Source organism: Streptomyces sp. NPDC003300, from assembly GCF_040610915.1.
Lineage (GTDB): Bacteria > Actinomycetota > Actinomycetes > Streptomycetales > Streptomycetaceae > Actinacidiphila.
Window position 1 is genome coordinate 79,165 of sequence record NZ_JBEXNE010000002.1, and the last position, 25,088, is coordinate 104,252.

Genomic DNA, 25,088 nt, shown 5'->3' on the forward strand with positions numbered 1-25,088 from the left:
AGGGAACAGAGTAGAGGGCGGCTCCCGGAGCGGAGCCGCCCTCCCCTGTATTCCCCCGATCCCCCCGTGGGCCGGACTACTCGCCGCGCGAAGCGGCGGCCTTGCGGCGGCGGTTGGTGAGCAGGAAGGCCCCGCCGCCCACCGCGATCAGGCCGATGGCGCCGTACGCCATGTACGGCGTGGAGGAACTGGCGCCGGTCTCGGCCAGGTTGCCGGTGTTCACCGAGGTGTCGGTGCCGGTCTGCGGGTGGGTGTCGCTGCCGCCGGAGGTGGAGCCGCCCGAGGTGCCCGCGGAGCCGGACGTACCGCTGGAACCGCCGTTGCCGGAACCGCCGTTGGACGAGCCGGAGGTGGAGCCGCCGGTGGAGTGACCGCCCGTGGAACCGCCGGTCGAGCCGCCGTTGGTGGACCCCCCGTTCGTGGAACCGCCGTTCGTGGCACCTCCGTTGGCGGAGCCGCCGTTCGTCGAACCGCCGTTGGTGGACCCTCCGTTCGTGGAACCGCCGTTGGTCGAGCCGCCGTTCGTGGAACCGCCGTTCGTCGAGCCGCCGGAGTTGCCGCCCGACGTCGACCCCCCGGTCGAGCCGCCGGCCTGGGGCGTACGGCAGGTGGCCTGCGCCAGCGTGACGTCACCGGTGACCTCGGCGACCCCGAGGTTCAACGGGTTGATGTGGACCTTCAGTTGAAGGGCGGTGGCGGCGGCCGTACGGGAGGTGGTCACGGTGTTGGTGAGCTGGAGACTGACCTCGCCGACCCCGCCGACGCGGACGTCGGTGGTGCCGACCGCGTTGAGCGAGATGGTCCTGCCGAGGATCGTCACCCCGACCAGCTTCGAGCTGGCGGTGGGCTTGTGGCCCACCTGGCAGGTCGCCTTGGACGTGACGGCGTCCAGCTTGATCAACGAGAGCAGCGGAAGTCCGGGGACATGGACCTCGGCCTTGGCCACGTTGGCGTAGCCCTCCGCCTTGTAACGGTCGGCGGTCGCGTTCGCCGTCGCGACGTCGGCCCGCAGGATGCTGATCTCGCGACCCTGCTCGACACCGCTGCCGACCTTCACGGTCAGCGCGGTCTCCTTCGCGTCGGCGGGCGCCTTCACATCGTTGAGCGAGACATTCACCGGGACGTCCACGGTCTTGTTCAGCAGCGATACGTCGAGGCCCGCGCGCAGCACGGTCGCGGTGGACGTGCCGCCGCCCGACGGCGCGGGGGTCGCCTGCGCGCCCGGCGCTACGGCGAGGGTGCCCGCGGCGAGGGCGACGGCGGCGCCGATGGCGGCGGCCGAACGGCGTGCGGGCAGGCTGATGTTGATGGTGCGGTACACGGTGGAAAACCCCCACAAGTGGCATGGAGTCCCCGGCGCACGACTGTTGGGGACAGCCGCCGGGGACCTCGACCCGGCAATGTTTACGCACGGAGGGTGAACTGGCGGGCACACGGCGTCAGTTCACCCATAAGGGTGGTTTCCGTGAACTTCTTCGAATCTCGCCGCACGACCGTTCCCCAGCGTCACCCGGACCACGGGATGACACCCCTCACCTCGGTTGACGCCCCGGGCGTGCGCGAAGATGCCTAACGCGTCCCGGCTCCCGTACGTCACGGTCGGTCAACTCACGTCCTCGCACGTCGAACGGCCGTGGTGTACACGGGAGGCGTCCGCGAGCGGCGCGGCGCGACCGTCTGCGCGCGGCGAACGGGACGGTGCGACCGCGAAAGGTCCCGAGGGAGCTTGACGGCCCGTCAGGCGACGACCGTGCCGCGCAGCACGATCCGCCGCGGCGCCGCCAGCACCCGTGCGTCCGCGCGCGGATCGCTCTCGTAGACCACCAGGTCGGCGGGCGCGCCCTCGGTGAGCCCTTCGCGGCCCAGCCATTGGCGGGCACCCCACGTGGCGGCGGAGAGCGCGGCGTTGACGGGCAGCCCGGCGGCGACCAGCTCCGCGACCTCGTCGGCGATCAGGCCGTGGGCGAGGCTGCCGCCCGCGTCCGTACCGGCGTAGACGGCGATACCGGCGTCGTACGCGGCGCGCACGGTGTCGTGGCGGCGGGCGTGCAGCCGTCGCAAGTGGTCGGCCCAGCGCGGGAATTTGGCCTCGCCGCCCGCGGCCAGGGCGGGGAAGGTGGCGATGTTGACCAGGGTGGGGACGATGGCGACGCCGTGTTCCGCGAAGAGCGGGATGGTGTCCTCGGTGAGTCCGGTGGCGTGCTCGACGCAGTCGATGCCCGCGGCGACGAGGTCGGCGAGCGAGTCCTCGGCGAAGCAGTGCGCGGTGACGCGGGCGCCTTCCTCGTGCGCGGCGGCGATGGCCTCGGTGAGCGCGTCCTTCGGCCAGCACGCCGCGAGGTCGCCCGCCTCCCGGTCGATCCAGTCGCCGACCAGCTTCACCCAGCCGTCGCCGCGACGCGCCTCGCGGCGTACGTACGCCGTCAGGTCGCCGGGCTCGATCTCGTGGGCGTAGTTGCGGATGTACCGGCGGGTGCGGGCGATGTGGCGGCCCGCCCTGATGATCTTGGGCAGGTCGGCGCGGTCGTCGGTCCAGCGGGTGTCGCTCGGCGAGCCCGCGTCGCGCAGCAGCAGCGCGCCGGCCTCCCGGTCGGTGAGCGCCTGCTTCTCCGCGGTGTCGCGGTCGACGGCGCCGTGCGCGTCGAGTCCCACGTGGCAGTGCGCGTCGACCAGTCCCGGCAGGGTCCAGCCGGTGACGGTGGCGGCCGGAGCCGCGGCCGGGCGGTCGTAGCTGATCCGCCCGCCGACCACCCACAGCTCGTCCCTGACCTCGTCGGGCCCGACCAGCACCCGTCCCTTGATGTGCAGCACGTCGCGTTCACCCATGCACCGCACTGTACGAGGCACCCGGCGGTCACGGGCCGTACGGTCGCCGGTCGTACGGTCGTACGGCCCGGACCGGCGAAGGGCGCCGCCGCCGGACGCCCCGGACCGGCGAGAAGCGCCGCCGCCCACCGGCCAGAGGTCAGGCCGTCGTCAGGCGGGTGAACGTCGCGCGGTAGTCGCTCGGCGTCAGCCCGGCCCTGCGCAGCAGGTGCTGCCGCAGCGAGTCGGCGGTGCCGAGACCGCTGGCGCGGGCGACCTGGTCGACGGGCAGGGTCGTGGTCTCCAGCAACTCCTTGGCCCGCTCGACGCGTTGGTGCAGCAGCCACTGGAGGGGGCTGAGTCCGGTCTCGGCGTGGAAGCGGCGGCTGAGGGTGCGGACGCTGACGGCCGCGTGCCGGGCGAGGTCGGTGAGGGTGAGCGGCGCGTCGAGCCGGGTCATCGCCCAGGCGCGGGTCGCGGCGAGCGACGTGCCGGTCTCCGCGGGCAGCGGGGTGTCGGTGAACTGCGCCTGCCCGCCGTGCCGTACGGGCGCGACCAGCGCCAGCCGGGCCACCGTGTTGGCGACGGCCGCGCCGTAGTCGGTGCGGATGATGTGCAGGCACAGGTCGATGCCCGCCGCGTACCCGGAGGACGTCAGCATCTGGCCGTCCTGGACGAAGAGCACGTCGGGCTCCATGACCACCGCCGGGTAACGCGCGGCGAGTTGGCCGGTGTACTCCCAGTACGTGGTGGCCTGGCGGCCGTCGAGCAGTCCGGCCTCGGCGAGCAGGAAGGCGCCCGTGCAGATGGACGCCACCCGCTTGCCCGCCCGCGCCGCCTGCCGCAGGACGGCCACGACACGCGGGTCCGGGTCCTCCCGCGACCCGGTCCCGGCCACGACCACCGTGTCGGCGCGCTCCACCGCGTCCAGACCCTGCCCGATCACCAGCTCGGCCCCGCCGCCGGTCCCGACGCTGCCGGGGTCAGACGTGCACAACTCCACCTCGTAGCCGGGCCCGCCGTCCACCCGGACCTTGCCGAACAGCATCTCCGGCACGGCGAGGTTGAACATCGACACCGGCCGCGCGGCGATCACCGCGACCCGGTGCGGGCGGGGACACGTGAAGGGCATGGCCAGAACCTCCGGGACCGTGGCATTCAGGCCACTACTGTACGGCGACGGCCGCGGCCACGCTGATCGCATGTCTCCGCGTCTCTCCGGTCCGGACTGTGCGGCCCCGCCCGCCGCCCGGAAACCCGTCGCCGCACCCGCGCCCGCGCCCGCACCCGCACCCGCGCCCTCGTCCGCGCCCGTACCCTCGCCCGGCCGCACCCTGGCCGCCGCCCTGCTCGGCTTCTTCGTGATCACCCTGGACGCCTCGGTCGTGACGGTCGCCCTGCCGTCCATCGGCACCGATCTGCACGGCGGCCTCGCCGCGCTCCAGTGGGTCGTGGACGGCTACACGCTGGTCTTCGCCGCCTTCATGCTCTCCACCGGGGCGCTGTCGGACCGGATCGGCGCCGGGCGCGCCTTCGGCGCGGGCATGGCGGTCTTCACCGCCGCGTCGGCCGCGTGCGGTCTCGCGCCCGGCCTCGGCGTACTGATCGGCACCCGCGTGGTGCAGGGCACGGCCGCCTCGGTGATGCTGCCCGCCTCGCTCGCCTTGGTGCGGCAGGCGTATCCGGACGCCGAGTCCACCCCGCATCCGTCCGGCGCGGCGTCCGGCAGGATCGGCAGGGCCCGCGCCATCGCCCTGTGGGCGGCGGGCGGCGCCTCGGCCGTGGCACTCGGGCCCGTCGCGGGCGGCGCCCTCACCTCGGCGTGGTCCTGGCGCGCCATCTTCTTCATCAACCTGCCGGTCGGTCTGCTCGCCGCCGTGCTGCTGGCGCGGACGCCCCGCTCGCCGCGAAGGCCCGCGCCGCTGGACGTGCCGGGGCAGCTCACGGCGGTGCTGGGGCTGGCCGCGCTGACCTTCGCGGTCATCGAGGGCGGCGGGCTCGGGCTGGTGGCGGCGGCCGTCGCGGTGGCCGTCCTCGCCGGTTTCTTCCTGATCGAGGCGCGCAGCGCGCATCCGGTGGTGCCGCTCGGCCTGTTCAGGGACCGTACGGTCGCGGTCTGTGTGGCAGTGGGCGCCGCGCTGAGCTTCGCCTTCTACGGGATGATCTTCGTGCTCAGCCTCTTCTTCCAGCAGGTGCGCGACCAGTCACCGCTCGGCGCCGGGCTCATGTTCCTGCCCATGACGGCGCTGATCCCCGCCGTCAACATCGTCTCGGGCAGGCTGTCCGCCCTCTCCCCGCCTTCGGCGGGAGGTGCCCCCGTCGGCGCCCGGCTGCCCATGCTCGCCGGTCAACTCCTCATGGTCGCCGGGCTGTTGGTGCTGCTGCCGGTCACCGCCCGCACCCCGGCCGCGCTGCTCGCGGTCGTCATGGTGCCGCTCGGCCTCGGCGGCGCGCTCGCCGTACCGCCGCTGACCGCCGCGCTGCTGGACGCGACCCCCGCCGACCGCGCCGGGCTGGCGGCCGGGGTGCTCAACGCGGGCCGCCAGATCGCGGGCGCCCTGAGCGTGGCCGCCTTCGGCGCGCTGGTCGCGGACCGGGACCGCTTCCTGTCCGGCATGCGCGTCTGCCTCCTGCTGTCCGCCGCCCTGCTGACCGTCACCGCCGTCGCCACGGCGGCGGCCCTGCGTCCCGGCCGCCCGGCCGACTCCTGACCCGGTGGCCCGCGACCGACCGGGCGGCCAGGTCCCGACAAGACCGCCCGGTCCCGACAAGGCGGCCCGGTCCCGACGCGGTGGCGGATCGGCGGCCGGAGGCGTGGACTGGAAGGGGTGAGACGGAGCGGAGAGGCGGACGGGATGGCGAAGGACGCGGGCGCGGCGACGGGTTTCCGGGTGCGGCGGATCTACGACGACGTGGACGCCGGGGACGGCCTGCGCGTGCTGGTCGACCGGCTGTGGCCGCGCGGGGTGTCCAAGGAGCGGGCGGCGGTGGACGACTGGTGCAAGGTGCTCACGCCGTCGGCCGAGCTGCGCACCTGGTACCACGCCCACCCCGACCGCTACGCGGACTTCGCGCGGCGCTACCGGGCCGAGTTGGCGGGTCCCGAGCAGGTCCCCGCCACCCAGCGGCTGCGCGAGCAGGCGCGCGCCGGGAGCGTCACCTTGCTGACGGCGGTGAAGGACCCGGAGCACAGCCACGTCCCCGTGCTCCTGGCCCATCTCACGGACGCGCCCTAAGGCGTGTCCCGAGGTCCCGTCCGGCGGCACCGGACGGGACCTCGGGGTCAGTCCGGCCCGGGGCGCCGTACGGCCGCGCCCCCGGGGATCACCTGACCAGGACGCCGTCGACCCGGCGCGGGACGCCCAGCGGGTTGGCGTCGGCCAGCTCGGGCGGCAGCAGCGCGGGCGGGGTGTCCTGGTACGCCACCGGGCGCAGCCAGCGCTCGATGGCGGTGCCGCCGACGGAGGTGGAGGTCGAGGTGGTGGCCGGGTAGGGGCCGCCGTGGTGCTGGGCGGGGGCCACCGCGACACCGGTCGGCCAGCCGTTGACCAGGACGCGCCCGGCCAGGCCGGTGAGCCGGGCCAGCAGCGCCGCCGCCTCGCCGCCGGGCTGCCCGGCCTCCTCCGTACCGAGGTGCGCGGTCGCCGTGAGACTGCCCGGCAGCCGGTCGAGCACGGCGGCCAGTTCGGCGGCGGACCCGTACCGTACGACGACGGTCAGCGGCCCGAAGCACTCCTCGAGGAGCAGGTCGTACGCGCCCTGCTCGGTGAGGTCGGCCGCGGCGACGGTGACGAAGCCGGGCCGCACCGCGTGCTCGCCGCCGTCGCCCGCGGTGACGGGGGTCTCGACGCCGGGCAGGGCGGCGCGGGCGGCGACGCCCTTGAGGAAGTTGTCGCGCATGCGGGCGTCGAGGAGCACACCGGGGCCCGCGTCCGAGGCGGCGCCGGTGAGCGCGGCCACCAGCCGGTCGCCGTGCTCGCCGCCGGGGGCCAGGACGAGGCCCGGCTTGGTGCAGAACTGGCCGACGCCCAGGGTGAAGGAACCGGCGAGCCCGGTGCCGATCTGCTCGGCGCGCTCGGCCGCCGCGGCCTCGGTGACGACGACCGGGTTGAGGCTGCCCAGTTCGCCGTGGAAGGGGATCGGGCGTGGCCGTGCGGCGGCGGCGTCGTAGAGGGCGCGTCCGCCGGGGACCGAGCCGGTGAAGCCGGCCGCGGCCACCAGCGGGTGCTTGACCAGCTCGACCCCGGCCTCGAAGCCGTGCAGCAGGACGACGGTGTCGGCGGGCAGGCCCGCGGCGACGGCGGCGCGGCGCAGGATGTCGGCGCAGAGCGCGGAGGTGGCGGGGTGGTCGGGGTGCGCCTTGACCACGACCGGGCACCCGGCCGCGAGCGCGCTGGCGGTGTCGCCGCCGGGTACGGAGAAGGCGAGCGGGAAGTTGCTGGCCGCGTAGACGGCGACGACGCCGAGCGGGATCTTGTAGCGGCGCAGATCGGGGCGCGGGATGGGCTGGGCCGCCGGATCGGCGTGGTCGATGATCACGTCCAGATAGCCGCCCTCGTCGACCACATCCGCGAACGCGCGCAACTGATAGGCGGTGCGGGCGAGTTCACCGGTGAGGCGGGGCAGCCCGAGCGCGGTCTCGGCGTCGGCCGCCGCGATGACCGCCGCGCCCTCGTCCTCCAGCAGCCCGGCGGCGCCGCGCAGCAGGCGGGAGCGTACGCTGCGGTCGGCGAGCGCGGGAACGGCGGTCGCCGCCGCGCGCACGGCGGCGTCGACCTCGTCGGCCGTGGCCTCCACCGCGACCTGCTCCCGCTGCTTCCCGGTTCGGGGGTCGACGCTCCAGACTGGTACTGCCACCGGAAGAACCTCCACATTTCCGTACTGCACGACGGCATCGTTCTCTATACTGAACAACGTCTTCAGATATGAATCACCGATCGTCCGGAGCCTACGTCCACGGGCCCGGCCGGACAAGGCGGGCGCCGGGCACGGCGCGCGCACGGACACGCACGACGGACACGCACGACGAACGGTCACGACAACCGAGCACGACAGACAGACACGACGAACACGCACCACACACGAGCACGACTGAACGAGCGCCACGAACGTCTTAGAGGGGTCGTACGCGATGGCTGTTGCCGAGGGAGCCGGTTCCCAGGTCAAGTCCGCGGTCCGCACGGTGGAACTGCTGGAGTTCTTCGCGGGCCGCCCCGGCATGCACAGCCTGGCCGCCGTGCAGGAGTCGGTGGGGTACCCGAAGTCCAGCCTGTACATGCTGCTGCGCACCCTGGTCGACCTCGGCTGGATCGAGACGGACGCCACCGGTACGCGGTACGGCATCGGCGTGCGCGCGCTGCTGGTCGGCACCTCGTACATCGACGGTGACGAGGTGGTGGCCGCCGCCCGGCCCACGCTCGACCGGCTGTCCGACGACACCAGCGAGACCATCCACCTCGCGCGCCTCGACGGCACCAACGTGGTCTACCTGGCCACCCGGCAGTCGCAGCACTACCTGCGGCCGTTCACCCGGGTCGGGCGCAGGCTGCCCGCGCACTCCACCTCGCTCGGCAAGGCGCTGCTGGCCACGTACACCGACGAGCAGGTGCGCAAGCTGCTGCCGGAGACGCTGGAGCCGCTGACCGAGCACACCCACACCGACCGCGAGAAGCTGATCGAGGAGCTGGCCCAGATCCGCGAACAGGGCTACTCCGTCGACCGCGAGGAGAACACCCTCGGGCTGCGCTGCTTCGGGATCGCGATCCCGTACCGCACGCCCGCGCGGGACGCGGTGAGCTGCTCGGTGCCGGTGGCCCGGCTGACCCCTGGGCACGAGCAGATGATCAAGGACACGCTCTTCGACGCGCGGGACCGGCTGCTGCTCGCCACGCGCCGCCTCTGACGGTCGTACGGCCGGCGTCGTAGGGTCGGCGTCGTAGGGTCGGCGGCATGCGCGAATCCGATACCCAGATGTTCGCCCGCCGGGCCTCCTCCTTCGGCGCCGAGGCCGCCGCCTATGCCGCGCACCGGCCCGACTACCCGGTGGCGGGCGTGCGGTGGGCGCTGCACGCGACCGACGACGAGCGCGGCACGCTCGACGTGCTGGACCTCGGCGCGGGCACCGGCAAGCTGAGCCAGTCGCTGGTGGCGCTCGGGCACCGGGTCACCGCCGTGGAGCCGGACCCCGGCATGCGCGCGGAGTTGGAGCGGCTGCTGCCGTCGGTGACGGCGCTGGCGGGCGGCGCGGAGGAGATCCCGCTGGCGGACGCCTCGGTGGACGCGGTCGTGGTGGGGCAGGCGTTCCACTGGTTCGACCAGGAGCGGGCGATGCCGGAGATCGCGCGGGTGCTGCGGCCCGGCGGCACGCTGGGCGCGCTGTGGAACACCGACGACGACCGGGTGGAGTGGATCGCCGGGCTCAACACGGTGACGGCGAGCCGGGTGTCGTACATCGACTGGCGGCCGGGCAAGGGCATCGACCCGCACACCGGCTTCACGCCCGTCGAACACGGCGAGTTCCCGCACCGGCAGCCGCAGACGGTCGACTCGCTGCTGGCCACCGTCGCCACCCACTCCCACGTCCTGGTGCTCGAACCCGCCGAGCGCGAGGCGCTGGTGGGGCGGATCAGGGACTATCTGACGTCCCGTCCCGAGACCTCCGGCGGCCCCTTCGACCTGGAGATCGTCACCCGGGTACAGCGCTGCGCCCTGACGTGACGAGCCGTCAGTCGGCCTGCTGATCCGGGGTTCGCCGCCCGTCGCCGAAGTGCTGTTTCCCGACCTCTGCCCATGGCCTTCCACCGCTGCTACGCTCACGCCGCGCCGTGGCGGGGAGGTCCGGGCAGGAAGAGGTGACCGTGGGCACAGCCATCGGCGACGACGCCGACGCCGCCGCTGATTTCCACGCGTTCTTCGAGCAGCATTACGCGGAACTGGCGCGCCTGGCACACCTGTTGACCGGTGAGGCGGACGCGGCCGACGATCTCGCGGCCGACGCCCTGGTCGCCATGTGGCGGCACTGGGACCGGGTGCGGGCAGCCGACCACCCGGTCGCGTACGCCCGCGGTGTGGTGACCAATCTGGCCCGCTCGCGCATTCGCAGCGCGGTACGGGAGCGGCGGCGGATCGCGCTGTTCTGGTCGCAGCCGCAGGACCGGACCGACGGTCCCGACGTGCCGGCGGTGCTCGACGTACGTGAGGCGTTGCAGCGGCTGCCGTTCCGCAAGCGGGCGTGCGTGGTGCTGCGGCACGCGTTCGACCTGTCGGAGCGGGACACGGCGGCGGTGCTCGGCATCTCGGTGGGTACGGTGAAGAGCCAGACGTCGCGCGGCGTCGCGGAGTTGGAGCGGCTGCTGGCGCCGCGGACGGGCGGCGCCGAGCCGGACCCGGCCGCGGGCGACGGGGTGCGGGCGGTGCCAAGTGCCGGTGCGGCGCCGGGTGCCGCTACGGTGCCGGGCGCGGGTACGGTCCCGGGCGCGGGCGCCCCCGGCGGTGCGGGCCCTGTACCCGGCCCCGCCGTCCCCGGCGCCGCGGGCCCGGTCGTCACCGGCCCCGGCGCGGCGCGCATCATGGGTGCGGCGGGTCCTGCGGCTCGTACTCGTACGGGACGGGGAGTGTGATGGCCGACAGGACCGGGACCGATAGGGCCGAGCTGCCGGAACGGCTGCGGGACGCGGCCGGGTCCCACCGGCCGGACCGGGAGCGGATGCTGGCACGGGTCGAGCAGGGCATGGCGGAACGCGACATGGCCGGGCACGGGATGGCGGAGCCGTCGCGCACCGGCGGGCGGTCCGACGGGCACGGCGGCGGGACCGGGGCGCCGTGGATGCGGATCGCCGCGGTGACGGCGGCCGTCGCGGGCGCGATCGGCCTCGGCGGCCTCGCGGTCGGCGCCGTGACCGGCAACGGCGAGCCGACGCAGTCCGTGGTGACCTCCGGCGGGCCCGGCGTCACGCACTCCGCGACCTCCAGCCCGGTCGGCACCGACTCCCCCGCCGCGCAGCCGCGTTCACCGGCCGCGTCGTCGCACCCGTCCGGCCGCCACGGGGGCACCGGCGGTACGCGTCCCACGGGCACGCCGTCCGGCGGCGCGTCCTCCCCCACCGGCACTCCCCCGTCGTCGGCGGCCACCACCTCGGGCATCGACGGCGGCGCGCCGGGCTCGGTCGAGACCGCGCGGAACGGCACGCTGACCGCGCGGGGTTCGGTGGACAGCGCGAGCAACGACTACTGGACGCAGAGCGATGTGGTGCTGACCACCGGCAAGCCGCTCACGACGCTCAGCGTCGAACTGCGCGTGGCCCGTACCGAAGGCGTCAGCAGCACCGGTTCGTGGACCTCCGTCTCGGGCGGCACGAACCCCACGGTGACCGTGGAGGGCGCGGAGCTGGTCTACCGCTGGACGCTCGACGCGGACAACACGCTGGCGCCCGGCACGTACACGTTCTCGGGCCAGTTCAACCACGCGGCGGGCGCCCGCGCCACCGGCGGCGACACGTATACCGCCCGCTGGACCGGGCCCGACGGCACGTCGTCGGTCGACGGCGGATTCTGACCGGACGGCTCCCGTAGCCCGCCGGAAATATTCGCGTCATACGCGGCAACCTCCGGTGCCCCGGTGGCGACTTGAGTACGCACAGCCCTCCCGCCTCACCTGAGGGTGACGCTCCGGGGCGCGGCGGTACCCCCATGATCGCCGCGCCCCGGCACGTCTCGTGCTCCCGCCCGCCCACGGCGTGCCCGCGCCGCGCGGGCCCGTCGTCGGCGCGTGCCGTCGGTGCGTGCCGTCGGCGCGCACCCGTGAAGGCTCCGCGCCTCAGGCCAGCGCCGACCGTACGGCCCTCAGGTCGGCGTCCGAGGCCAGGCCCGCGTGGTACAGGCGCAGTTCGGTGGCGCCGAGCGCGGCGGCGTGCGCGGCGTCCTCGGCGAGCGTGCCGGGGCTGCCGCCCATGCCGGAGACGACGGTGAGGTTCGCCGCCAGTACGGTGCCTTCGCGGCGGTGCGGCGCGAGCGGGGTCAGCATCGCCTCGCGGGCGGCCGGACCGCCGGCGCAGGGCAGGACGAGCCCGTCGGCGTGGGCCAGGACGCGGGCCGGTTCCACGCCCGCGTTGGCGCCGCAGCGGTACGGCGCCGGGTCGGCGTGCATCAGCACCTGGAAGCCGGGCGCGGCGGCGGCCCGTACGGCGGCCACGGCCCGCTCCTGGAGCGAACCGGCCGTCTGTGTACGCCAGGTGAGGGTGAGCGCCGTCAACTCCGCACCGAGCAGCCTCTCGATCGCCGGGAGCCCGGCGGCGTCGCCCGGGGCGTCCCCCTCGAAGACGGGTGCCAGCGCGCGGCGGACGGCGGCGGCCACGTCGGCGGGCTCGGCGCCGAGCCCGGCGTAGCCGTCCCGGCAGTGCGCGCAGAAGCACAGCGACATCAGGTACTGGGCGGCGTCGCCGAGCGGCACCCCGGCGATCTTGTCGTGGGCGTGCAGGTGGGCGAGGCCGTACCAGCCCAGGGACTCCAGTTCGGTGCCGCCCGCGCCGGGGCGTACGGCGGCCTCCGCCGCGAGGTCCACCAGGTAGGTACGGACGGCCGGTTGGGCGATGCAGGGCGCCCACGGGTAGCGGTCGCCGTAGGCGTTGACCACCGAGGTGGCCGGATGCTCGGCGCCGAGGCGGGAGTTGTGGGCGAGCACGACCCAGGTGTGGACGTCGAGCCCGGCGGCGGCCAGCGCGCGGGCCGCCGTACCGAAGGCGTCACCGGCGCCGTCCCCGTCGAAATCCCCGGCCCCGACCCCGACCCCGCCCCTGTCCCCGGACCCGGACCCGGACCCGCCCCTCGCCCAGCTCCCGGCCGGGTAGGGCCGCAACTCCCTTCCCTCCCAGCGCTGTTCGTCGGGCGGGTAGAGCACGGCGGAGTGTTCCGCGGTGACGATCCGGTGCCGGGGGTGACGGGGAGTCAGCGCGCGGGTGGAGTGGTAGGCGGAGGCGAGGGTGACCTGCTGGACGCCGAGGGCGGCGATCCGTTCGGCCGCCTCGGGGTCGCCCACGACGTCCCAGGGGTAGACGAAGGCGGAAGTCCTCATGGTCGGCATGTCCGGGGCCCGTTCAGCGGTCGCCGAGCAGCGCGAGGCCCTGCTCGATCAGGTCGGCCAGTTCCTTGACGTGCGCGGCGGACGGCTCCGACAGCGGCGGGCGGACCTCGCCGACGTCCAGGCCGCGCATCCGGACCCCCGCCTTGACCAGCGAGACGGCGTAACCCCGGCCCTGGTTGCGGAGGTTGACCAGCGGGCGGTAGAAGCCGTCGATCAGCGTGTTGACGGTGGCGTCGTCGCCGGTGGTGAGCGCCTTGTGGAAGGCGAGGGCGATCTCGGGCGAGAAGGCGAAGACCGCGGAGGAGTAGAGCAGTACGCCGATGCCGCGGTAGGCGAGGCCGGTGAGTTCCGCGGTGGGCAGGCCGTTGAAGTAGAGGAAGTCCTGGCCGGGGAGTTCGGTGCGGACCGCGCTGATGATCCGCTGCATCAGGTCGAGGTCGCCGAGGCCGTCCTTGAGGCCGATGATGTTGGGCACCTTGGCGAGTTCGACGACCGTCTCGGGGGTGAAGACAGCGTTGTCGCGCTGGTACACGATGACATCGAGGCCGGTGCCCGCGGCGAGCGCCGCGTAGTGCCGCAGCATGCCCTCCTGGCCGGGGACGACGAGGTAGGGCGGCATGGCGAGCAGGCCGTCGGCGCCCGCCTCCTCGGCGAGCCGGGCGTACTGGACGGCGAGCGCGGTCCCGTATCCGGCCCCGGCCACCACCGGCACCCGCCCCGCGACCTCCTCCACCGCCGCCGCGACGCACGCGCGGAACTCCTCGGGGGACAGCGCGTGGAACTCGCCCGTGCCGCAGCACGCGAAGACGGCGGCGGCGCCCGCCTCCACCCCGGCGCGCACATGCGCGCGGAACACGTCGAGGTCGAGAGCGCCGTCCGGGCCGAAGGCCGTCACGGGGAAGAACAGCAGGCCGTCGAGGCGCTCGGCGAGGGCGGGTGAGGTCATCGGGTTCCCCCTGAAGTCTGTGCGCTCATCTGATCCATGTCTATATTCATGAACGCTGCCACGCTAGGCGAGGTGACCTGGGCAGGTCAAGCCGACGGGCACCTCCAAGAGCCCCCGCGCCGACCGCGTCCGCCGCCAGGAATTGTCCATATACCTGAACGTCGTCCATGGACATACCCACGGCGGACGTCAGCCGTCTACAGTGACCCCTGAGCTCAGCGAAGCCCCCGCCAGACACGGAGACCCCGTATGCCCGCTCCCCGCACCGTCCTGCTCACCGGCGCCGCAGGCGGCCTCGGCACCCTCATGCGCGGCCTGCTGCCGTCGTACGGATACGACCTGCGGCTGTTCGACGTCCGCCCGGTCGAGGGGGCGCCCGACGGCACGCGGGTGATCACCGCGGACCTGTCCGACCGGGACGCGCTGCGCGAGGCGGTGCGCGGCGTCGACGCGATCATCCACCTCGCCGGGATCTCGCTGGAGTCCTCCTTCGACAAGATCCTGCGCGGCAACGTCGAGGGCACCTACCACCTCTACGAGGCCGCCCGCGAGGAGAACGTCCGCCGGATCGTCTTCGCCTCCAGCAACCACGCCGTCGGCTTCACCCCGCGGCCGCAGGGCTCCCCGGTGCCGGACGAGGCGCTGATCCCGATCACCACCCCGCGCCGCCCCGACACCTACTACGGGCTCTCCAAGTGCTTCGGCGAGGACCTGGCGCAGCTCTACGCGGACCTGCACGGCATCGACACCGTCTCCGTACGCATCGGCTCCTGCTTCCCCGAACCCACGTCGGTGCGCATGCTGTCGGTCTGGATGAGCCCGGCCGACGGCGCCCGGCTCTTCCACGCCGCGCTCAGCGCCGGGACCACGGGGCACACCGTCGTCTACGGAAGCTCCGCCAACACCCGCCTGTGGTGGGACCTTTCGGGCGCCCGCGCGCTCGGGTACGAACCGCGGGACGACTCGGAGCCGTTCGCCGCGAAGCTCATCGCCGAGCAGGGCGAGCTGGACCCGGACAATCCCGCGCACGCCAACCTCGGCGGCCCGTTCTGCACGGACCCCCCGATCTGGCCGTACTGACAGACGAGACGCGTGGCGAGACGTACAGGTGGACGCGCGGAGCCGTACGGACCCTGCGCGGACGCGCCGCCCGCGGGCCGCTCAGCGGCCGGGCAGCCGTACCACCGACAGGAAGAAGTCGTCGATCTGCCGCACCGCGCTGATGAACTGTTCCACGTCGACGGGCTTGGTGACATAAGCGTTCGCGTGCAGCTTGTAGCTGCGGAGGATGTCCTCCTCGGTGGCGGACGTGGTGAGCACCACCACCGGGATCATGGCCAGGTCCCGGTCGCCCTTGATCATCTCGAGCACCTGACGCCCGTCGTACTTCGGCAGGTTGAGGTCGAGCAGGATCAAGTCGGGCCGCACCGCGTCCTGGTGGGCGCCGCGCCGGTAGAGGAAGTCCAGCGCCTCCTCGCCGTCGCGGACCACGTGCAGGGTGTTGCCGATCCTGTTGTCGGCGAACGCCTCCCGGGTCATCAGTTCGTCGCCCGCGTCGTCCTCGACCAGCAGGACCTCGATCGGCTGTACGGGTTGACTCATACGCGCGGTGCTCCCTCTGCTCCCTCGATGCCAGGCGCCGCCGCCTGGTCAGGTGACTCTTCTGCCCCGGCGGGCAGCGTGAAACGGATGCGGGTGCCGCCGGTGTACTCGTTGTCCACCGAGATGCGCCCGCCGTGGTGCTCGATGATCTTCCGGCACATGGCGAGGCCGATGCCGGTGCCCTCGTAGGTGTTGCGGCTGTGCAGCCGCTGGAAGAGCACGAAGACCTTCTCGCTGAACTCCTCCTGGATGCCGATGCCGTTGTCGGTGACGCTGAAGACGAGCGTGCCGTCGGGGGCGGTTCCCGACTCCACCGTGATCACCGGCGGCCGGTCGGGGGAACGGAATTTGATCGCGTTCCCGATCAGGTTCTGCCAGACCAGGGCCAGCAGCGTCGCGTCGCCGACGGTGTCCGGCAGCACGGCGGGCCGCTCGACGCGCGCCCCGGACTCCTCCAGCCGCTCCGCGAGGTTGTACAGCGCCTGGTCGAGCGTGTTCTCCAACTGGACCGGCCGGTGGTCGTCCTGCGCCCGGCCCACCCGCGAGAAGGCCAGCAGGTCGTTGATGAGGATCTGCATGCGCTTGGCGCCGTCGACCGCGAAGTCGATGTACTGCACGCCGCGTTCGTCCAGCGCGTGCCGGTAGCGCTTCTCCAGGAGCTGGCAGAAGGACGCGACCTTGCGCAGCGGCTCCTGGAGGTCGTGCGAGGCGACGTAGGCGAACTGCTCCAACTCGGCGTTGGAGCGGCGCAGTTCCTCGGCCTGCTCGGTCAGCTCCGCCGCCTGGGCGGCCAGCAGTCCGCGCTGGCCGTGCGCCTCGGCCAGCGCACCCGCGATACCGCTGCGCATCGCCTCCACGGCCTCGGCCAGCACCCGCAGATCAGCCGGGCCGCTGGGCTCGATCCCGGTGTCGAAGTCGCCGCCCGCGACCCGCAGCGCGTCGTCGCGCAGCCGCCCCAGCGGCAGGCCGACGATCCGGCGCAGGAGCAGCGCCAGGAAGACCATGGCCACCAGGAAGCAGGCCAGCATCGCCAGGAACACCGCGTCGCGTTCGTTGCGCACGCGCCGCAACTGATCCTGACTGTGCTGCCGGTCCTCCTTCAGATGCGTGTCCTGGATCGTGAACTGGGTGCGTACGGTGTCGAAGCCCCGCTTGCTGCTGTCCAGCAGCGAGGTGTCGGCGGAGGCGGGCAGGCCCTCGCGGGCGTGCTCGATGAGCGGCAGCGCGTACGTGGTGCGCCAGCGGTCGGCCGCCTCCTCCAGCGCCAGCAGGTCGGCGGAGGCGCGCTTGTTGCCGCTGATCAGCGGGCGCAGCCTGGCGGTGATCGTCTTCTGGTCCGCGAGGCCCTCGGTGTAGGGCTGGAGGAATTCCGTCGAATGGGTGAGCACATAGCCGCGCACGCCGGTCTCCTGGTCCAGCAGCGCGGTCTGCAACCGCACCCCCTCCACCCGTGCGGGCTGTACCCGGTTGGCCAGGTGGTCGGAGATCGACGTGGTGTGCGCGAGCAGTTGCGCGCCGATCACCGCGAAGACGAGGACGAGCAGCGTCATCCCGCCGAGCACGAGGTTGAACGCGCCCTGGACCGTGATCCGGCCCTTCTCGCGCGGCCGGAAGCCGGACCTCGTCCGGGGGGCCTTCTGCCCGCGAGCGGGTACGGGGGCGGGCACGACGTCGGGCGCGGGATCGGTATCCCGCGCGGGATCGACGTCCGGAGCGGGTTCGACGTCGGGGCCGGGATCGACGTCGGGACCGGACTCGGACCGCGGCCCGGGTACGGGCGCGCTCTCGGACACGGGCCCGGCTTCGGATACGGACTCGGATACGGCCTCGGGCTCGGGCTCGGATACGGGCGGCGGGTCGGTCGGGGGATGCGGCACGGACGCGGACTCCGGAACTGGCGTGGGATCGGGCGTGGACTGGGCGACGGGCGCGGTCTCGGGAGCGGGCGCGGTCCCTGAAGCGGACGCGGCCCCGGCAGCGGCTTGAGGCGTCGGCTCCGGCGCGGGCGCCGAGGGTTCCGTCGGCTCCGAACCGGGCCCCGACACGGGCGGGTGTTCCGTCATGACCTCGCCCGCCATCCCGCGTGCATCACGGCCGCGTCGTCCTCGAGACCGCCGCGCCCCGCCGTCGCCGTCTCGGCCGCGTTGATCAAGGCGTCGACGAACGCCTCCGCGGGCAGTGCGCCGTTCTTCCGGGCCAGCTCCAACAGCCCGTCCTCGCCGAGCCGTTCCGGCCCGTCGCCGTACCGCCACTCGAAGAGGCCGTCGGTGAACAGGACCACGGACGCGCCGTCCAGCGTCTCGGTCGTCACCGGCCAGACGCCCTGCCCCGGCAGCAGCCCGAGCGCGGGCCCGTACGCCGGCTCCCACCACTGGACGTCGGCGCCGCGGCGCAGCAGCACCCCCGGATGCCCGGCTCTGACGATCTTGACGGTGGTGCGGTCGGGGGCGAACTCCAGCGAGCTGAGGGTGGCGAAGACGTGTTCGCCCGCGCGCTCGGCGACCAGCATCTGCTCCAGCATGCCGGGCAGTTCGGCGCCGCGGGTGCCGGCGAGGACGAAGGACCGCCAGGCGACCCGCAGGCACACGCCCAGGGCCGCCTCGGCCGCGCCGTGCCCCGACACGTCGCCGATGACGACGTGCACCGTGCCGTCCTCGGTCTGCACGACGTCGTAGAAGTCGCCGCCGAGCAGCGCGTGGTCGCGGCCCGGCCGGTAGCGGGTGGTCACCTGCCAGTCGTCGCCGCGCAGCAGCGGGGTGGGCAGCAGCCCGCGCTCCAGCCGGGCGTTCTCCTCGGCCCGCATGGAGCTCTCGCGCAGCGCCACGTGCGCGCGCTCGATCTGCTTGCGCTGGACGGCGTAGCGGATGGCGCGGCTGAGCGACTGGGGTTCGAGGGCGCTCTTGGACAGGTACTCCTGGGCGCCGGAGGCGACCGCGGCGAGCCCGGCGTCCTCCTCCGACAGACCGGTCAGCACCACGACGGCCGCGCCGGGCGCGTCCTTCAGCAGCCGGGACACCGCGTCCACGCCGAAGGCGTCGGGCAGGTGCAGGTCGAGCAGGACGCACTCGGGCGCGGCGCGGCGGGCCAGCAGCTCCAGCGCCTCGGCGAGATTGCTCGCCCTGACCACCTGGGTCGCGGCGTCGCTCAGCGCGAGGTACTCCTCGACGAGCAGGGCGTCGCCGTCGTCGTCCTCGACCAGCAGGACCGTCGCGGGGCCCGACTGCCCGAAGGAGGCGGGCGGCGCCGTGCGCGGACTCTGACTGTCGCGAATGTCACGAACATCACGGCTGTCACGCCCGTCGCGGGTGTGCGGGATGCCCACCGGAAGTCCGGCCGGAACTCCGACCGGGCCGCTCTGCACCACGTTTCTTCCTCCGCCTTCGGCTGCCCGACCATTGAGATTGCGCTGAGCGTACTTGCCCAGGACAGGAGCGTATATGCGGGAGCCTCCGGACCCCTGTTCGATCCGGCAACCTGTGCGTCGGGTCCGCCGCGCGACCCATCCGGAACCGTCGTCGCTACGAATGACGGAGGATTGACGGGGTACGGCGGAACGGGGATTCCGGAACGTCCGTTCGTACCTGTCACGGCACGTCGGCGGAGGGAACGGACACGGGTGGAGGCACGGGTGGCAGAGGACCGCGACGGCGACAGCGCACGCGCGGGGTATCGGGGCCTGGTGATGCGGCGTTCCGCGGCGGCCCCCGAGGCGGCGGTGCTGGTGCTGCACGGCGGCCGGGAGCGCGGTATGGGCCGGCCGTCCCGGCTGAACGCGCCGGGGCTGCGGATGCGCCCCTTCGTCCGGGCGCTGGCCCGCGCGACGCGGGGCCGCCGGGTGGTGCTCGCCGAGGCCCGCTACCGGCACCGCGGCTGGAACGGGGAGCGGGCGGACGCCGCGCGGGACGCGGCCGACGCGCTGGCGGAGCTGTCCAGGCGGACCGGCGGGGCGCCGGTCGTGATGGTCGGGCACTCCATGGGCGGCAGGGCGGCGCTGCGGGTGGCCGGTACGGACGGGGTGGTCGGCACGGTGGCGCTGGCCCCCTGGTGCCTGCCGGGGGAGCCGGTGGAGCAGCTCTCGGCGGCCAGGCTGGTGTTCCTGCACGCGGAGGCCGACCGGATCACCTCGCCCGTGGAGTCGCTGCGGATGGCGGAGCGGGCCAGGGCCGAGGGCGCCGAGGTGTGCCGCTTCGTGCTGCCGGGCGGCGACCACGCGATGCTGCGCCAGGCGGCCGTCTGGCACGCGCTCACCACCCGGGCCGTCTGCGGCCTGCTCGGCCTGTCCGCGCTCCCGCCCGAGGTCGCCTCCGCCTTCGCCCTGCCGCCCGGCTCCCCGGACGGCCTCGACGTGCCCGCGACCGCCGGTGACGGGCGGGGCGTGCGGGTGTGAGGGTACGGGGCTGCCGATACGGGTCCGACCGTACGCGACCGCGGGCGCGACGCTGCCGGTACGAGCCGGCGCGGGCGCCGGAATGGGCGCCGGGACCGGGTGCCCATAACGGGCCGGAAGCTGATCTCCGGGTCATGGAACCGCAAACAACAGTCGGTCGTTACGGGGGCATGACCGCTATGACGCCTGGCTCGAATGTGCCGCTCTCCGTGCCCCGAGTGGCCGTGGACGTCGCCGCCTCCTCCGCGCGGCTCGATGTCTCGGGCCTGCTCCTGACCGGTGACGGGAAGGTGCGCTCCGACGACGACTTCGTCTTCTACAACCAGCCCCAGGGGCCCGGCGTCAGCCACCGCTCCGGGGGCGGTTCCGGGCCCGACTCGATCACCGTGGACACCGCGGCCGTCCCGGCCGGGATCGAGAAGGTCGTGGTGACCGCGAGCCTGGACGGCGGCGGTCCCTTCGCGGGTACGACACCGACGGCCACGGTCCGCAGCGCGGACGACGGCTCGGTGATCGCCACCTTCACGCCCACCGGGCTCGGCCCGGAGACCGCGCTCGTCGTGGTCGAGGTGTACCGGCGCGGCGGCGCCTGGAAGGTCCGCGCGGTCGGCCAGGGGTACGCCAACGGGCTGGGCGGCATCGCCAGCGACTTCGGGGTGAATGTGGAGGAGCCCGCGGCCCCCGCGGCCCCCGCCGCCGCGTTCACCCCGCCGCCGCCCGCGCCGGGACTGCCCAGTGCGCCGCCGCCCTCCGGCGCGCCCGCCGCGTATCTGCCGCCGCCGCCCTCCGCTCCCCCGGCCGCGCCGCCCGCTCCCGCGCCGGGCGCGGGCAAGGTCAATCTGGACAAGGGCCGGGTCAATCTCCGCAAGAACGAGACGGTCTCGCTGGTCAAGGCGGGCAAGCCGTTCCTGTCCTCGGTGCGGATGGGCCTGGGCTGGGAGCCCGCCTTCGGCGGCCGGGACATCGACCTGGACGCGTCGGTGATCGCCTACGGTCCGCAGCGCAATCACATCGCGACCTGCTACTTCGGCAAGCTGTCCATCCTCAACGGCGCGGTCCAGCACTCCGGTGACAATCTGACCGGCGCGGGCTCGGGCGACGACGAGACGATCACCGTGCACCTGGGCGGGCTGCCGCCGGAGGTCACCGGTCTGGTCTTCACGGTGAACTCGTACTCGGGGCAGAAGTTCAACAAGGTCGCCAAGGCGTACTGCCGGCTGCTCGACGCGGGCACCGGCGAGGAGCTGGTCCGCTTCGACCTGACCGGCAGCGAGCCGCGCACGGGTGTGCTGATGGCCAAGCTGATCAAGCAGTTCTCCGGCGAGTGGGAGATGACCGCCATGGGCGACTTCATCGACTCGCGTACCGCCAAGGGGATGGTGCGGCCCGCCTCCGCGGCGCTCTGAGGCACCGCGGACCGGACGTGTGCCCTGCGGGGCCGCCGCCGGTCCGCGCAGGCTGGCATGAGTCCGCGCGGACGGGCGGCGGCCCGAGAGACCGGTCCCAGGCGGCGCGGGACCGGCCTCAGGCGGCGCGGACCGGTTCACATCGCAGGCCGGTCTCACACCGCGCGGCGGCCTCAGACCACGGGCCGCGCTCGGACCGCGCGTCGGGCTCAGACCGCGCGGATCGCCGTCGCCAGGGCGCCCGCCTCGGCCGGGCCGAGGTGCCGGGCGATGTCGGCCTCGCTGATGATGCCGACCAGGCGGCTCCCCTCGACCACCGGTACCCGGCGGATGCGCCGGGAGGACATGGTCGCGACGACGCTGCCCGCGTCGTCGTCGGCCGCGGCCGTCACCGGGCTGCCGTCCATCAGGTCGGCGGCCCGGACCGCGCCCGGGTCGTGGCCGGTCGCCACACAGCGCAGCACGATGTCCCGGTCGGTGAGCACCCCTTGGAGCCCGCCGTCGTCACCGGTGACCGCCAGGGCCCCGATGTCCGCGTCCCGCATCCGCTTGGCGGCCACGTCCAGGGTCTCGTGGGCGGAGATCGTCTCGACGCCCTGATGCATGATGTCGCGCGCAGTGGTCACAGCAGCTCCATTCGTCCCGGGCCCCCGCGCCGACCATAAAGTCCCGCGCGCCGCCCCGCACGGCGGCGGGAGCCGGGGCCAGGACCGGGAGCGGGCGGGCGCGGGGGCGCCGTGCGCACGGCGCTCGGAGGCCGTGGGACCCCGGCACGCACCGGCTCGTGCGCCGCGCGGGCCTCGTACGGGCCGGACCGCCACCGGACGTTCGCACATCAACATGTCATGGTCACATAAAATTTACCGCTGACGGTCTACCCGCATAGACCCGTGACCGGGACCCTGGTCGGGAACCACCCGTACCGCTCGACCCCCTAGCCACGGGAGCGCTCAGTCATGCCCAAAAACCGTCTCGTGCACGGAATCTGTGCCGCCGTCAGCGCGGCACTGCTCGCGCTGACCGTCCTGTTCGTCAGCGGCGGCCCCGCACAGGCCGCTCTGCCGACCCCGATCGCCGCCTCCACCGCCCGCAGTTACCTGTCCGGCATGACGGCCACCGCGGAGACGCACGCCTCGACGTACGACCGGAATCTGTTCCCGACCTGGATCACCATCTCGGGCACCTGCGACACCCGCGAGTACGTGATCAAGCGCGACGGCACGAGCGTGGTGACCGACAGCTCGTGCAAGGCGACCTCGGGGAACTGGACCAGCCCGTACGACGGCGTGACCACCACCGACCCGTCGACCTTCGACATCGACCACCTGGTGCCGCTCGCCGAGGCGTGGGCCTCGGGCGCCTGGGCCTGGACCACCGCGCAGCGCCAGGCGCTGGCCAACGACGTGACCCGCCCGCAGCTCGTGGCCGTCTCCGCGCACTCCAACCGCTCCAAGGGCGACGGCGACCCGGCCGAGTGGCTGCCGCAGGCGTCGTACCAGTGCACGTACGCCCGCGCGTGGGTGCAGGTGAAGCACTACTACGGTCTGACCGTGGACAGTGCGGAGAAGTCGAAGCTCACGTCGGTCCTCAGCGGCTGCTGAAACGTTCCGGCCGCACCCGGCCGCACCCGGCCTCGCTCGTCACGGCGGTGACGAGCGCGGCCGGACGGCGGTCCGCCCGTCAGCCCGTCAGTCCGGCAGCCCGGCAGCCCGGCAGCCCGGCAGCCCGGCAGCCCGGCAGCCCGGCGTCTTCAGGGTCAGCGTGCGGCGGCCGGGCGCGTAGAACCAGACGGCCCCCTCACGTACGAGGTACACCCCGTCGTCCGCCCACCACAGGCCCGTCAGCCCGTGCGCCCGCGTGACCTCGCCCGCCGCGAACGGCGTCTCCACCCAGTCCACGCCGTACACGGTGCCGGGCCCGGTCGCCCGTGACAGGTCGTCCACGTAGCGGCCCCCGGAGTCGATGCACCGGAACGCCTGGAGCACGCCACCGTTCTGCGCCGACGGCGGTGTCCGCCGGCACAACGACGTTCCCGCGGTCAGATACGCGTGACCTCGCTTCGGGTCGGCCACCACGGCCTCCCGCGTACGGCTGACCGGCACCGGGGCTCCTCACGTCGCGCTGAGCACCCACGGTGCCGCCCCCCGGCCAACCCCGTATGAACGGCGTCCTTCCGCGAGGCGGCCACCCGGTTGCCCCCGGCGCGGGGGCGCGCCCCGAGCGGTGGACCGCCGCGCGTCAGCCCGAAAGGCCCTGGCGGGAGCGGGCCTTGAAGGCCGCCTTGCGGGCGTCCTTGGCGGATTTGCGGTCCGGGTGGAGACGCCCCATGGCTTCGAGGACGTCGGCGGTGGCGGGGTGGTCGACGCGCCAGGCGGCGTCGAAGAAGCCGTCGTGCCGGGCGACGAGGTCACGGACGAGGTCGGCCAGGATCTCGGGGGCGTCGTCGGCGGCGAGCTGCGCGGCGAGGGTGTCGATGGTGAGCCAGAAGACCATGTCCGCGTCGGGCGCGGGGATGTCGGCGGCGCCGCTCTCGGTGAGCCAGACGCGGGCGAGGCCGCCGAGCGCGCGGTCGTCGAGGACTTCGCGCAGCGCGGGCTCGGCCTCGGCGCCGAGCAGGGTGAGCGTCTGCTGGCAGATAAGACGACGGCCCGGCGCACCGGCGTCGTCGCCGCGCGCGGCGGCGAGCAGTTCGCGTGCGGCGTCGGCCGGCTTGCGGTCCTCCAGCCACAGCTCGGCCTCCACGCGCGCCGCCTGGTCGGGGTAGCCGGTCAGCGCTTCGAGGAGGTCGACGCCCGACCCGCCCGCGAGGTCGCCGATGGCGGGGGCCTGCGCGCCCGCGTCCACGAGCCGTTCGCGCATGCCGTGCACGCCGAGCGGCGTGAGCAGGACCATGCCGTAGCGGGAGACCTCCTCGGGGTCGAGGTCGTCCCCGACGGCCCCCTCGGGGAATTCGGGGAAGGAGCCGGTTTCCCCGTCACCCTCCGCCTCCTCGATCAGCGCCTCGTCGACCGGCTGGTAGTCCAGCAGTCCGGTCGTGGCGAGCAGCCGGAAGTGGTCGTCCAGCCGCATCATCACCTCGGTGACCTCTTCGAGGACGGCGTCGCTGGGCTGGTCCATCTCGTCGGGCACGACGAGGGACGCGGCGAGCACCGGCAGCGGTACCGCGTCGGGCCCGTCCTCGGCGACCGCCGAGTCCTCCACGGCCATCAGCGCGTAGAGGTTGACCAGCGCGCTGTCGAGGAATTCGGCCTCCTTCTCCGGGTCCCAGTCCAGCTCGTCCAGGAGCACCTGGTCGCCGTCGTCCATGACCTCGCGCAGACTCTCGAAATCCGGTGCGGCGGCGTCGGCGAGGGCCGACTCGGCGGCGGCCAGCCAGATGTCGAGCACGTCCTGCGGGAGGCCCGCGGTGATCCGCTCGTACGCCTCGCCGGGCAGCGCGCGACCGGCGACCTCGCCGACCGGCGTGGACTCCTCGGCCTCCTCGTCGATCTCCAGGACCAGCAGGCCGGTGTCGACGGCGACGCCCCATGCCTGGGCGGTCTCGGCGAGCCCTTCCTCGTCCTCGTCCACCGGGAGGCCGAGTTCCGCGGCGGCGGCCACCAGGTCGTCGTCCAGCAGCTCGCCCATCGCGTCGACCGGCCGTTCCGGTGTCGCCCACCGGGTCAGCCGCAGCGCTCGGTCCAGCAGCGGCACGGCCAGTGCCAGCCGCGCGAGGTCGTCCGCGGGGAGCAGCCGTACGGGCGGCAGGACGAGGGGACCTTCGGACATGGGGTGACTCCTAGAGGGCTCTACGGCTGTACGGCGTGAGGGGTGTGCCGGTCCGGCTCACCCCTGGCGGGTGGATCGGACCGGCACACGCGAACC

General features: G+C 73.8%; 20 protein-coding genes and 2 pseudogenes. 10 read left to right on the forward strand and 12 right to left on the reverse strand.

The genetic code is table 11. The features are described from left to right. Nucleotides 1-76: 76 nt before the first annotated feature. The 3 genes from ABZX65_RS02895 to ABZX65_RS02905 form a co-directional block, all read right to left on the reverse strand. Nucleotides 77-1,321 (reverse strand): SCO1860 family LAETG-anchored protein, encoded by a 1,245-nt coding sequence (locus ABZX65_RS02895; RefSeq protein ID WP_355333776.1) that lies wholly within the window; start codon nucleotides 1,319-1,321, stop codon nucleotides 77-79. 416 nt (nucleotides 1,322-1,737) lie between these two features. After that, nucleotides 1,738-2,826 (reverse strand): amidohydrolase family protein, encoded by a 1,089-nt coding sequence (locus ABZX65_RS02900; protein ID WP_355333780.1) that lies wholly within the window; start codon nucleotides 2,824-2,826, stop codon nucleotides 1,738-1,740. A 139-nt stretch (nucleotides 2,827-2,965) separates the two neighbouring features. Then, a complete protein-coding gene (locus ABZX65_RS02905) occupies nucleotides 2,966-3,937 on the reverse strand; it encodes a helix-turn-helix domain-containing protein (RefSeq protein ID WP_355333782.1) in 972 nt (323 codons plus the stop codon). Nucleotides 3,938-4,007: 70 nt separating this feature from the next. Here ABZX65_RS02905 and ABZX65_RS02910 point away from each other — a divergent pair, with 70 nt between their 5' ends. Both ABZX65_RS02910 and ABZX65_RS02915 read left to right on the forward strand, forming a co-directional pair. Continuing rightward, on the forward strand, nucleotides 4,008-5,516 hold the full coding sequence (locus ABZX65_RS02910; RefSeq protein ID WP_355333785.1) for an MFS transporter: 1,509 nt from the start codon (nucleotides 4,008-4,010) through the stop codon (nucleotides 5,514-5,516). Between the two features lie 144 nt (nucleotides 5,517-5,660). After that, complete coding sequence (locus ABZX65_RS02915; RefSeq protein ID WP_355334671.1) at nucleotides 5,661-6,041, forward strand: DUF488 family protein; 381 nt, start codon at nucleotides 5,661-5,663, stop codon at nucleotides 6,039-6,041. A gap of 88 nt (nucleotides 6,042-6,129) precedes the next feature. Here the strand turns inward: ABZX65_RS02915 and ABZX65_RS02920 are convergent, their stop codons facing one another. After that, complete coding sequence (locus ABZX65_RS02920; RefSeq protein ID WP_355333787.1) at nucleotides 6,130-7,662, reverse strand: aldehyde dehydrogenase (NADP(+)); 1,533 nt, start codon at nucleotides 7,660-7,662, stop codon at nucleotides 6,130-6,132. A gap of 274 nt (nucleotides 7,663-7,936) precedes the next feature. Between ABZX65_RS02920 and ABZX65_RS02925 the strand changes: the two genes are divergently transcribed. The 4 genes and pseudogenes from ABZX65_RS02925 to ABZX65_RS02940 all read left to right on the forward strand — a co-directional run bounded on the left by ABZX65_RS02925 (nucleotide 7,937) and on the right by ABZX65_RS02940 (nucleotide 11,359). Continuing rightward, on the forward strand, nucleotides 7,937-8,707 hold the full coding sequence (locus ABZX65_RS02925; RefSeq protein WP_355333788.1) for an IclR family transcriptional regulator: 771 nt from the start codon (nucleotides 7,937-7,939) through the stop codon (nucleotides 8,705-8,707). 47 nt (nucleotides 8,708-8,754) lie between these two features. Beyond that, entirely contained in the window at nucleotides 8,755-9,522 is a 768-nt protein-coding gene (locus ABZX65_RS02930; RefSeq protein ID WP_355333790.1) for a class I SAM-dependent methyltransferase, read from the forward strand. Between the two features lie 140 nt (nucleotides 9,523-9,662). Then, nucleotides 9,663-10,160 (forward strand): annotated as a pseudogene (locus ABZX65_RS02935) (SigE family RNA polymerase sigma factor); the annotation flags it as partial. Between the two features lie 263 nt (nucleotides 10,161-10,423). Next, on the forward strand, nucleotides 10,424-11,359 hold the full coding sequence (locus ABZX65_RS02940) for a hypothetical protein (RefSeq protein ID WP_355333793.1): 936 nt from the start codon (nucleotides 10,424-10,426) through the stop codon (nucleotides 11,357-11,359). 261 nt (nucleotides 11,360-11,620) lie between these two features. Here ABZX65_RS02940 and ABZX65_RS02945 read toward each other — a convergent pair whose 3' ends face one another. Together ABZX65_RS02945 and ABZX65_RS02950 are read right to left on the reverse strand one after the other, a co-directional pair. Continuing rightward, complete coding sequence (locus tag ABZX65_RS02945; RefSeq protein WP_355333796.1) at nucleotides 11,621-12,874, reverse strand: hypothetical protein; 1,254 nt, start codon at nucleotides 12,872-12,874, stop codon at nucleotides 11,621-11,623. Nucleotides 12,875-12,896: 22 nt separating this feature from the next. Continuing rightward, nucleotides 12,897-13,829 carry a 5-dehydro-4-deoxyglucarate dehydratase gene (locus ABZX65_RS02950; RefSeq protein ID WP_355333799.1) on the reverse strand — a complete coding sequence of 311 codons (933 nt, stop codon included), beginning with the start codon at nucleotides 13,827-13,829 and terminating at the stop codon, nucleotides 12,897-12,899. A gap of 249 nt (nucleotides 13,830-14,078) precedes the next feature. Here ABZX65_RS02950 and ABZX65_RS02955 point away from each other — a divergent pair, with 249 nt between their 5' ends. After that, entirely contained in the window at nucleotides 14,079-14,909 is an 831-nt protein-coding gene (locus tag ABZX65_RS02955; protein WP_355333801.1) for an NAD(P)-dependent oxidoreductase, read from the forward strand. 81 nt (nucleotides 14,910-14,990) lie between these two features. Here ABZX65_RS02955 and ABZX65_RS02960 read toward each other — a convergent pair whose 3' ends face one another. The 3 genes from ABZX65_RS02960 to ABZX65_RS02970 all read right to left on the reverse strand — a co-directional run bounded on the left by ABZX65_RS02960 (nucleotide 14,991) and on the right by ABZX65_RS02970 (nucleotide 18,702). After that, complete coding sequence (locus tag ABZX65_RS02960; RefSeq protein ID WP_355333804.1) at nucleotides 14,991-15,431, reverse strand: response regulator; 441 nt, start codon at nucleotides 15,429-15,431, stop codon at nucleotides 14,991-14,993. Next, entirely contained in the window at nucleotides 15,428-17,308 is a 1,881-nt protein-coding gene (locus tag ABZX65_RS02965; protein ID WP_355333807.1) for an ATP-binding protein, read from the reverse strand. Before ABZX65_RS02965 ends, ABZX65_RS02960 begins: the two co-directional genes overlap by 4 nt. A 182-nt stretch (nucleotides 17,309-17,490) precedes the next feature. Further along, a complete protein-coding gene (locus ABZX65_RS02970) occupies nucleotides 17,491-18,702 on the reverse strand; it encodes a SpoIIE family protein phosphatase (RefSeq protein ID WP_355334674.1) in 1,212 nt (403 codons plus the stop codon). Between the two features lie 357 nt (nucleotides 18,703-19,059). Here ABZX65_RS02970 and ABZX65_RS02975 point away from each other — a divergent pair, with 357 nt between their 5' ends. Then, nucleotides 19,060-19,818, forward strand: coding sequence for an alpha/beta fold hydrolase (locus ABZX65_RS02975; RefSeq protein WP_355333809.1), 759 nt, complete (start codon nucleotides 19,060-19,062; stop codon nucleotides 19,816-19,818). A gap of 179 nt (nucleotides 19,819-19,997) precedes the next feature. Continuing rightward, nucleotides 19,998-21,224 carry a TerD family protein gene (locus tag ABZX65_RS02980; protein ID WP_355333812.1) on the forward strand — a complete coding sequence of 409 codons (1,227 nt, stop codon included), beginning with the start codon at nucleotides 19,998-20,000 and terminating at the stop codon, nucleotides 21,222-21,224. Nucleotides 21,225-21,433: 209 nt separating this feature from the next. Here the strand turns inward: ABZX65_RS02980 and ABZX65_RS02985 are convergent, their stop codons facing one another. After that, nucleotides 21,434-21,850, reverse strand: coding sequence for a CBS domain-containing protein (locus tag ABZX65_RS02985; RefSeq protein ID WP_355333815.1), 417 nt, complete (start codon nucleotides 21,848-21,850; stop codon nucleotides 21,434-21,436). Nucleotides 21,851-22,180: 330 nt separating this feature from the next. Between ABZX65_RS02985 and ABZX65_RS02990 the strand changes: the two genes are divergently transcribed. Next, a complete protein-coding gene (locus ABZX65_RS02990) occupies nucleotides 22,181-22,825 on the forward strand; it encodes an HNH endonuclease family protein (protein ID WP_355333817.1) in 645 nt (214 codons plus the stop codon). A gap of 147 nt (nucleotides 22,826-22,972) precedes the next feature. On the opposite strand, the pseudogene ABZX65_RS02995 reads toward ABZX65_RS02990, so the two are convergent. Together ABZX65_RS02995 and ABZX65_RS03000 are read right to left on the reverse strand one after the other, a co-directional pair. Then, a pseudogene (locus ABZX65_RS02995) lies at nucleotides 22,973-23,305 on the reverse strand (Tat pathway signal sequence domain protein); the annotation flags it as partial. A 157-nt stretch (nucleotides 23,306-23,462) separates the two neighbouring features. Next, the gene (locus ABZX65_RS03000) at nucleotides 23,463-24,992 is read right to left on the reverse strand and encodes a hypothetical protein (RefSeq protein WP_355333820.1); all 1,530 of its coding nucleotides are present in this window, start codon (nucleotides 24,990-24,992) and stop codon (nucleotides 23,463-23,465) included. Between the last annotated feature and the right edge of the window lie 96 nt (nucleotides 24,993-25,088).

Excerpts from the sequence above, each read along its gene's own strand:
- ABZX65_RS02915 (WP_355334671.1), top strand. The coding sequence starts at position 5,661 with ATGGCGAAGGACGCGGGCGCGGCGACGGGTTTCCGGGTGCGGCGGATC.
- ABZX65_RS02930 (WP_355333790.1), top strand. The coding sequence starts at position 8,755 with ATGCGCGAATCCGATACCCAGATGTTCGCCCGCCGGGCCTCCTCCTTC.
- ABZX65_RS02990 (WP_355333817.1), top strand. The coding sequence starts at position 22,181 with ATGCCCAAAAACCGTCTCGTGCACGGAATCTGTGCCGCCGTCAGCGCG.
- ABZX65_RS02955 (WP_355333801.1), top strand. The coding sequence starts at position 14,079 with ATGCCCGCTCCCCGCACCGTCCTGCTCACCGGCGCCGCAGGCGGCCTC.
- ABZX65_RS02940 (WP_355333793.1), top strand. The coding sequence starts at position 10,424 with ATGGCCGACAGGACCGGGACCGATAGGGCCGAGCTGCCGGAACGGCTG.
- ABZX65_RS02980 (WP_355333812.1), top strand. The coding sequence starts at position 19,998 with ATGACGCCTGGCTCGAATGTGCCGCTCTCCGTGCCCCGAGTGGCCGTG.
- ABZX65_RS02960 (WP_355333804.1), bottom strand. The coding sequence starts at position 15,431 with ATGAGTCAACCCGTACAGCCGATCGAGGTCCTGCTGGTCGAGGACGAC.
- ABZX65_RS02925 (WP_355333788.1), top strand. The coding sequence starts at position 7,937 with ATGGCTGTTGCCGAGGGAGCCGGTTCCCAGGTCAAGTCCGCGGTCCGC.
- ABZX65_RS02900 (WP_355333780.1), bottom strand. The coding sequence starts at position 2,826 with ATGGGTGAACGCGACGTGCTGCACATCAAGGGACGGGTGCTGGTCGGG.
- ABZX65_RS02910 (WP_355333785.1), top strand. The coding sequence starts at position 4,008 with ATGTCTCCGCGTCTCTCCGGTCCGGACTGTGCGGCCCCGCCCGCCGCC.
- ABZX65_RS02950 (WP_355333799.1), bottom strand. The coding sequence starts at position 13,829 with ATGACCTCACCCGCCCTCGCCGAGCGCCTCGACGGCCTGCTGTTCTTC.
- ABZX65_RS03000 (WP_355333820.1), bottom strand. The coding sequence starts at position 24,992 with ATGTCCGAAGGTCCCCTCGTCCTGCCGCCCGTACGGCTGCTCCCCGCG.
- ABZX65_RS02945 (WP_355333796.1), bottom strand. The coding sequence starts at position 12,874 with ATGAGGACTTCCGCCTTCGTCTACCCCTGGGACGTCGTGGGCGACCCC.
- ABZX65_RS02905 (WP_355333782.1), bottom strand. The coding sequence starts at position 3,937 with ATGCCCTTCACGTGTCCCCGCCCGCACCGGGTCGCGGTGATCGCCGCG.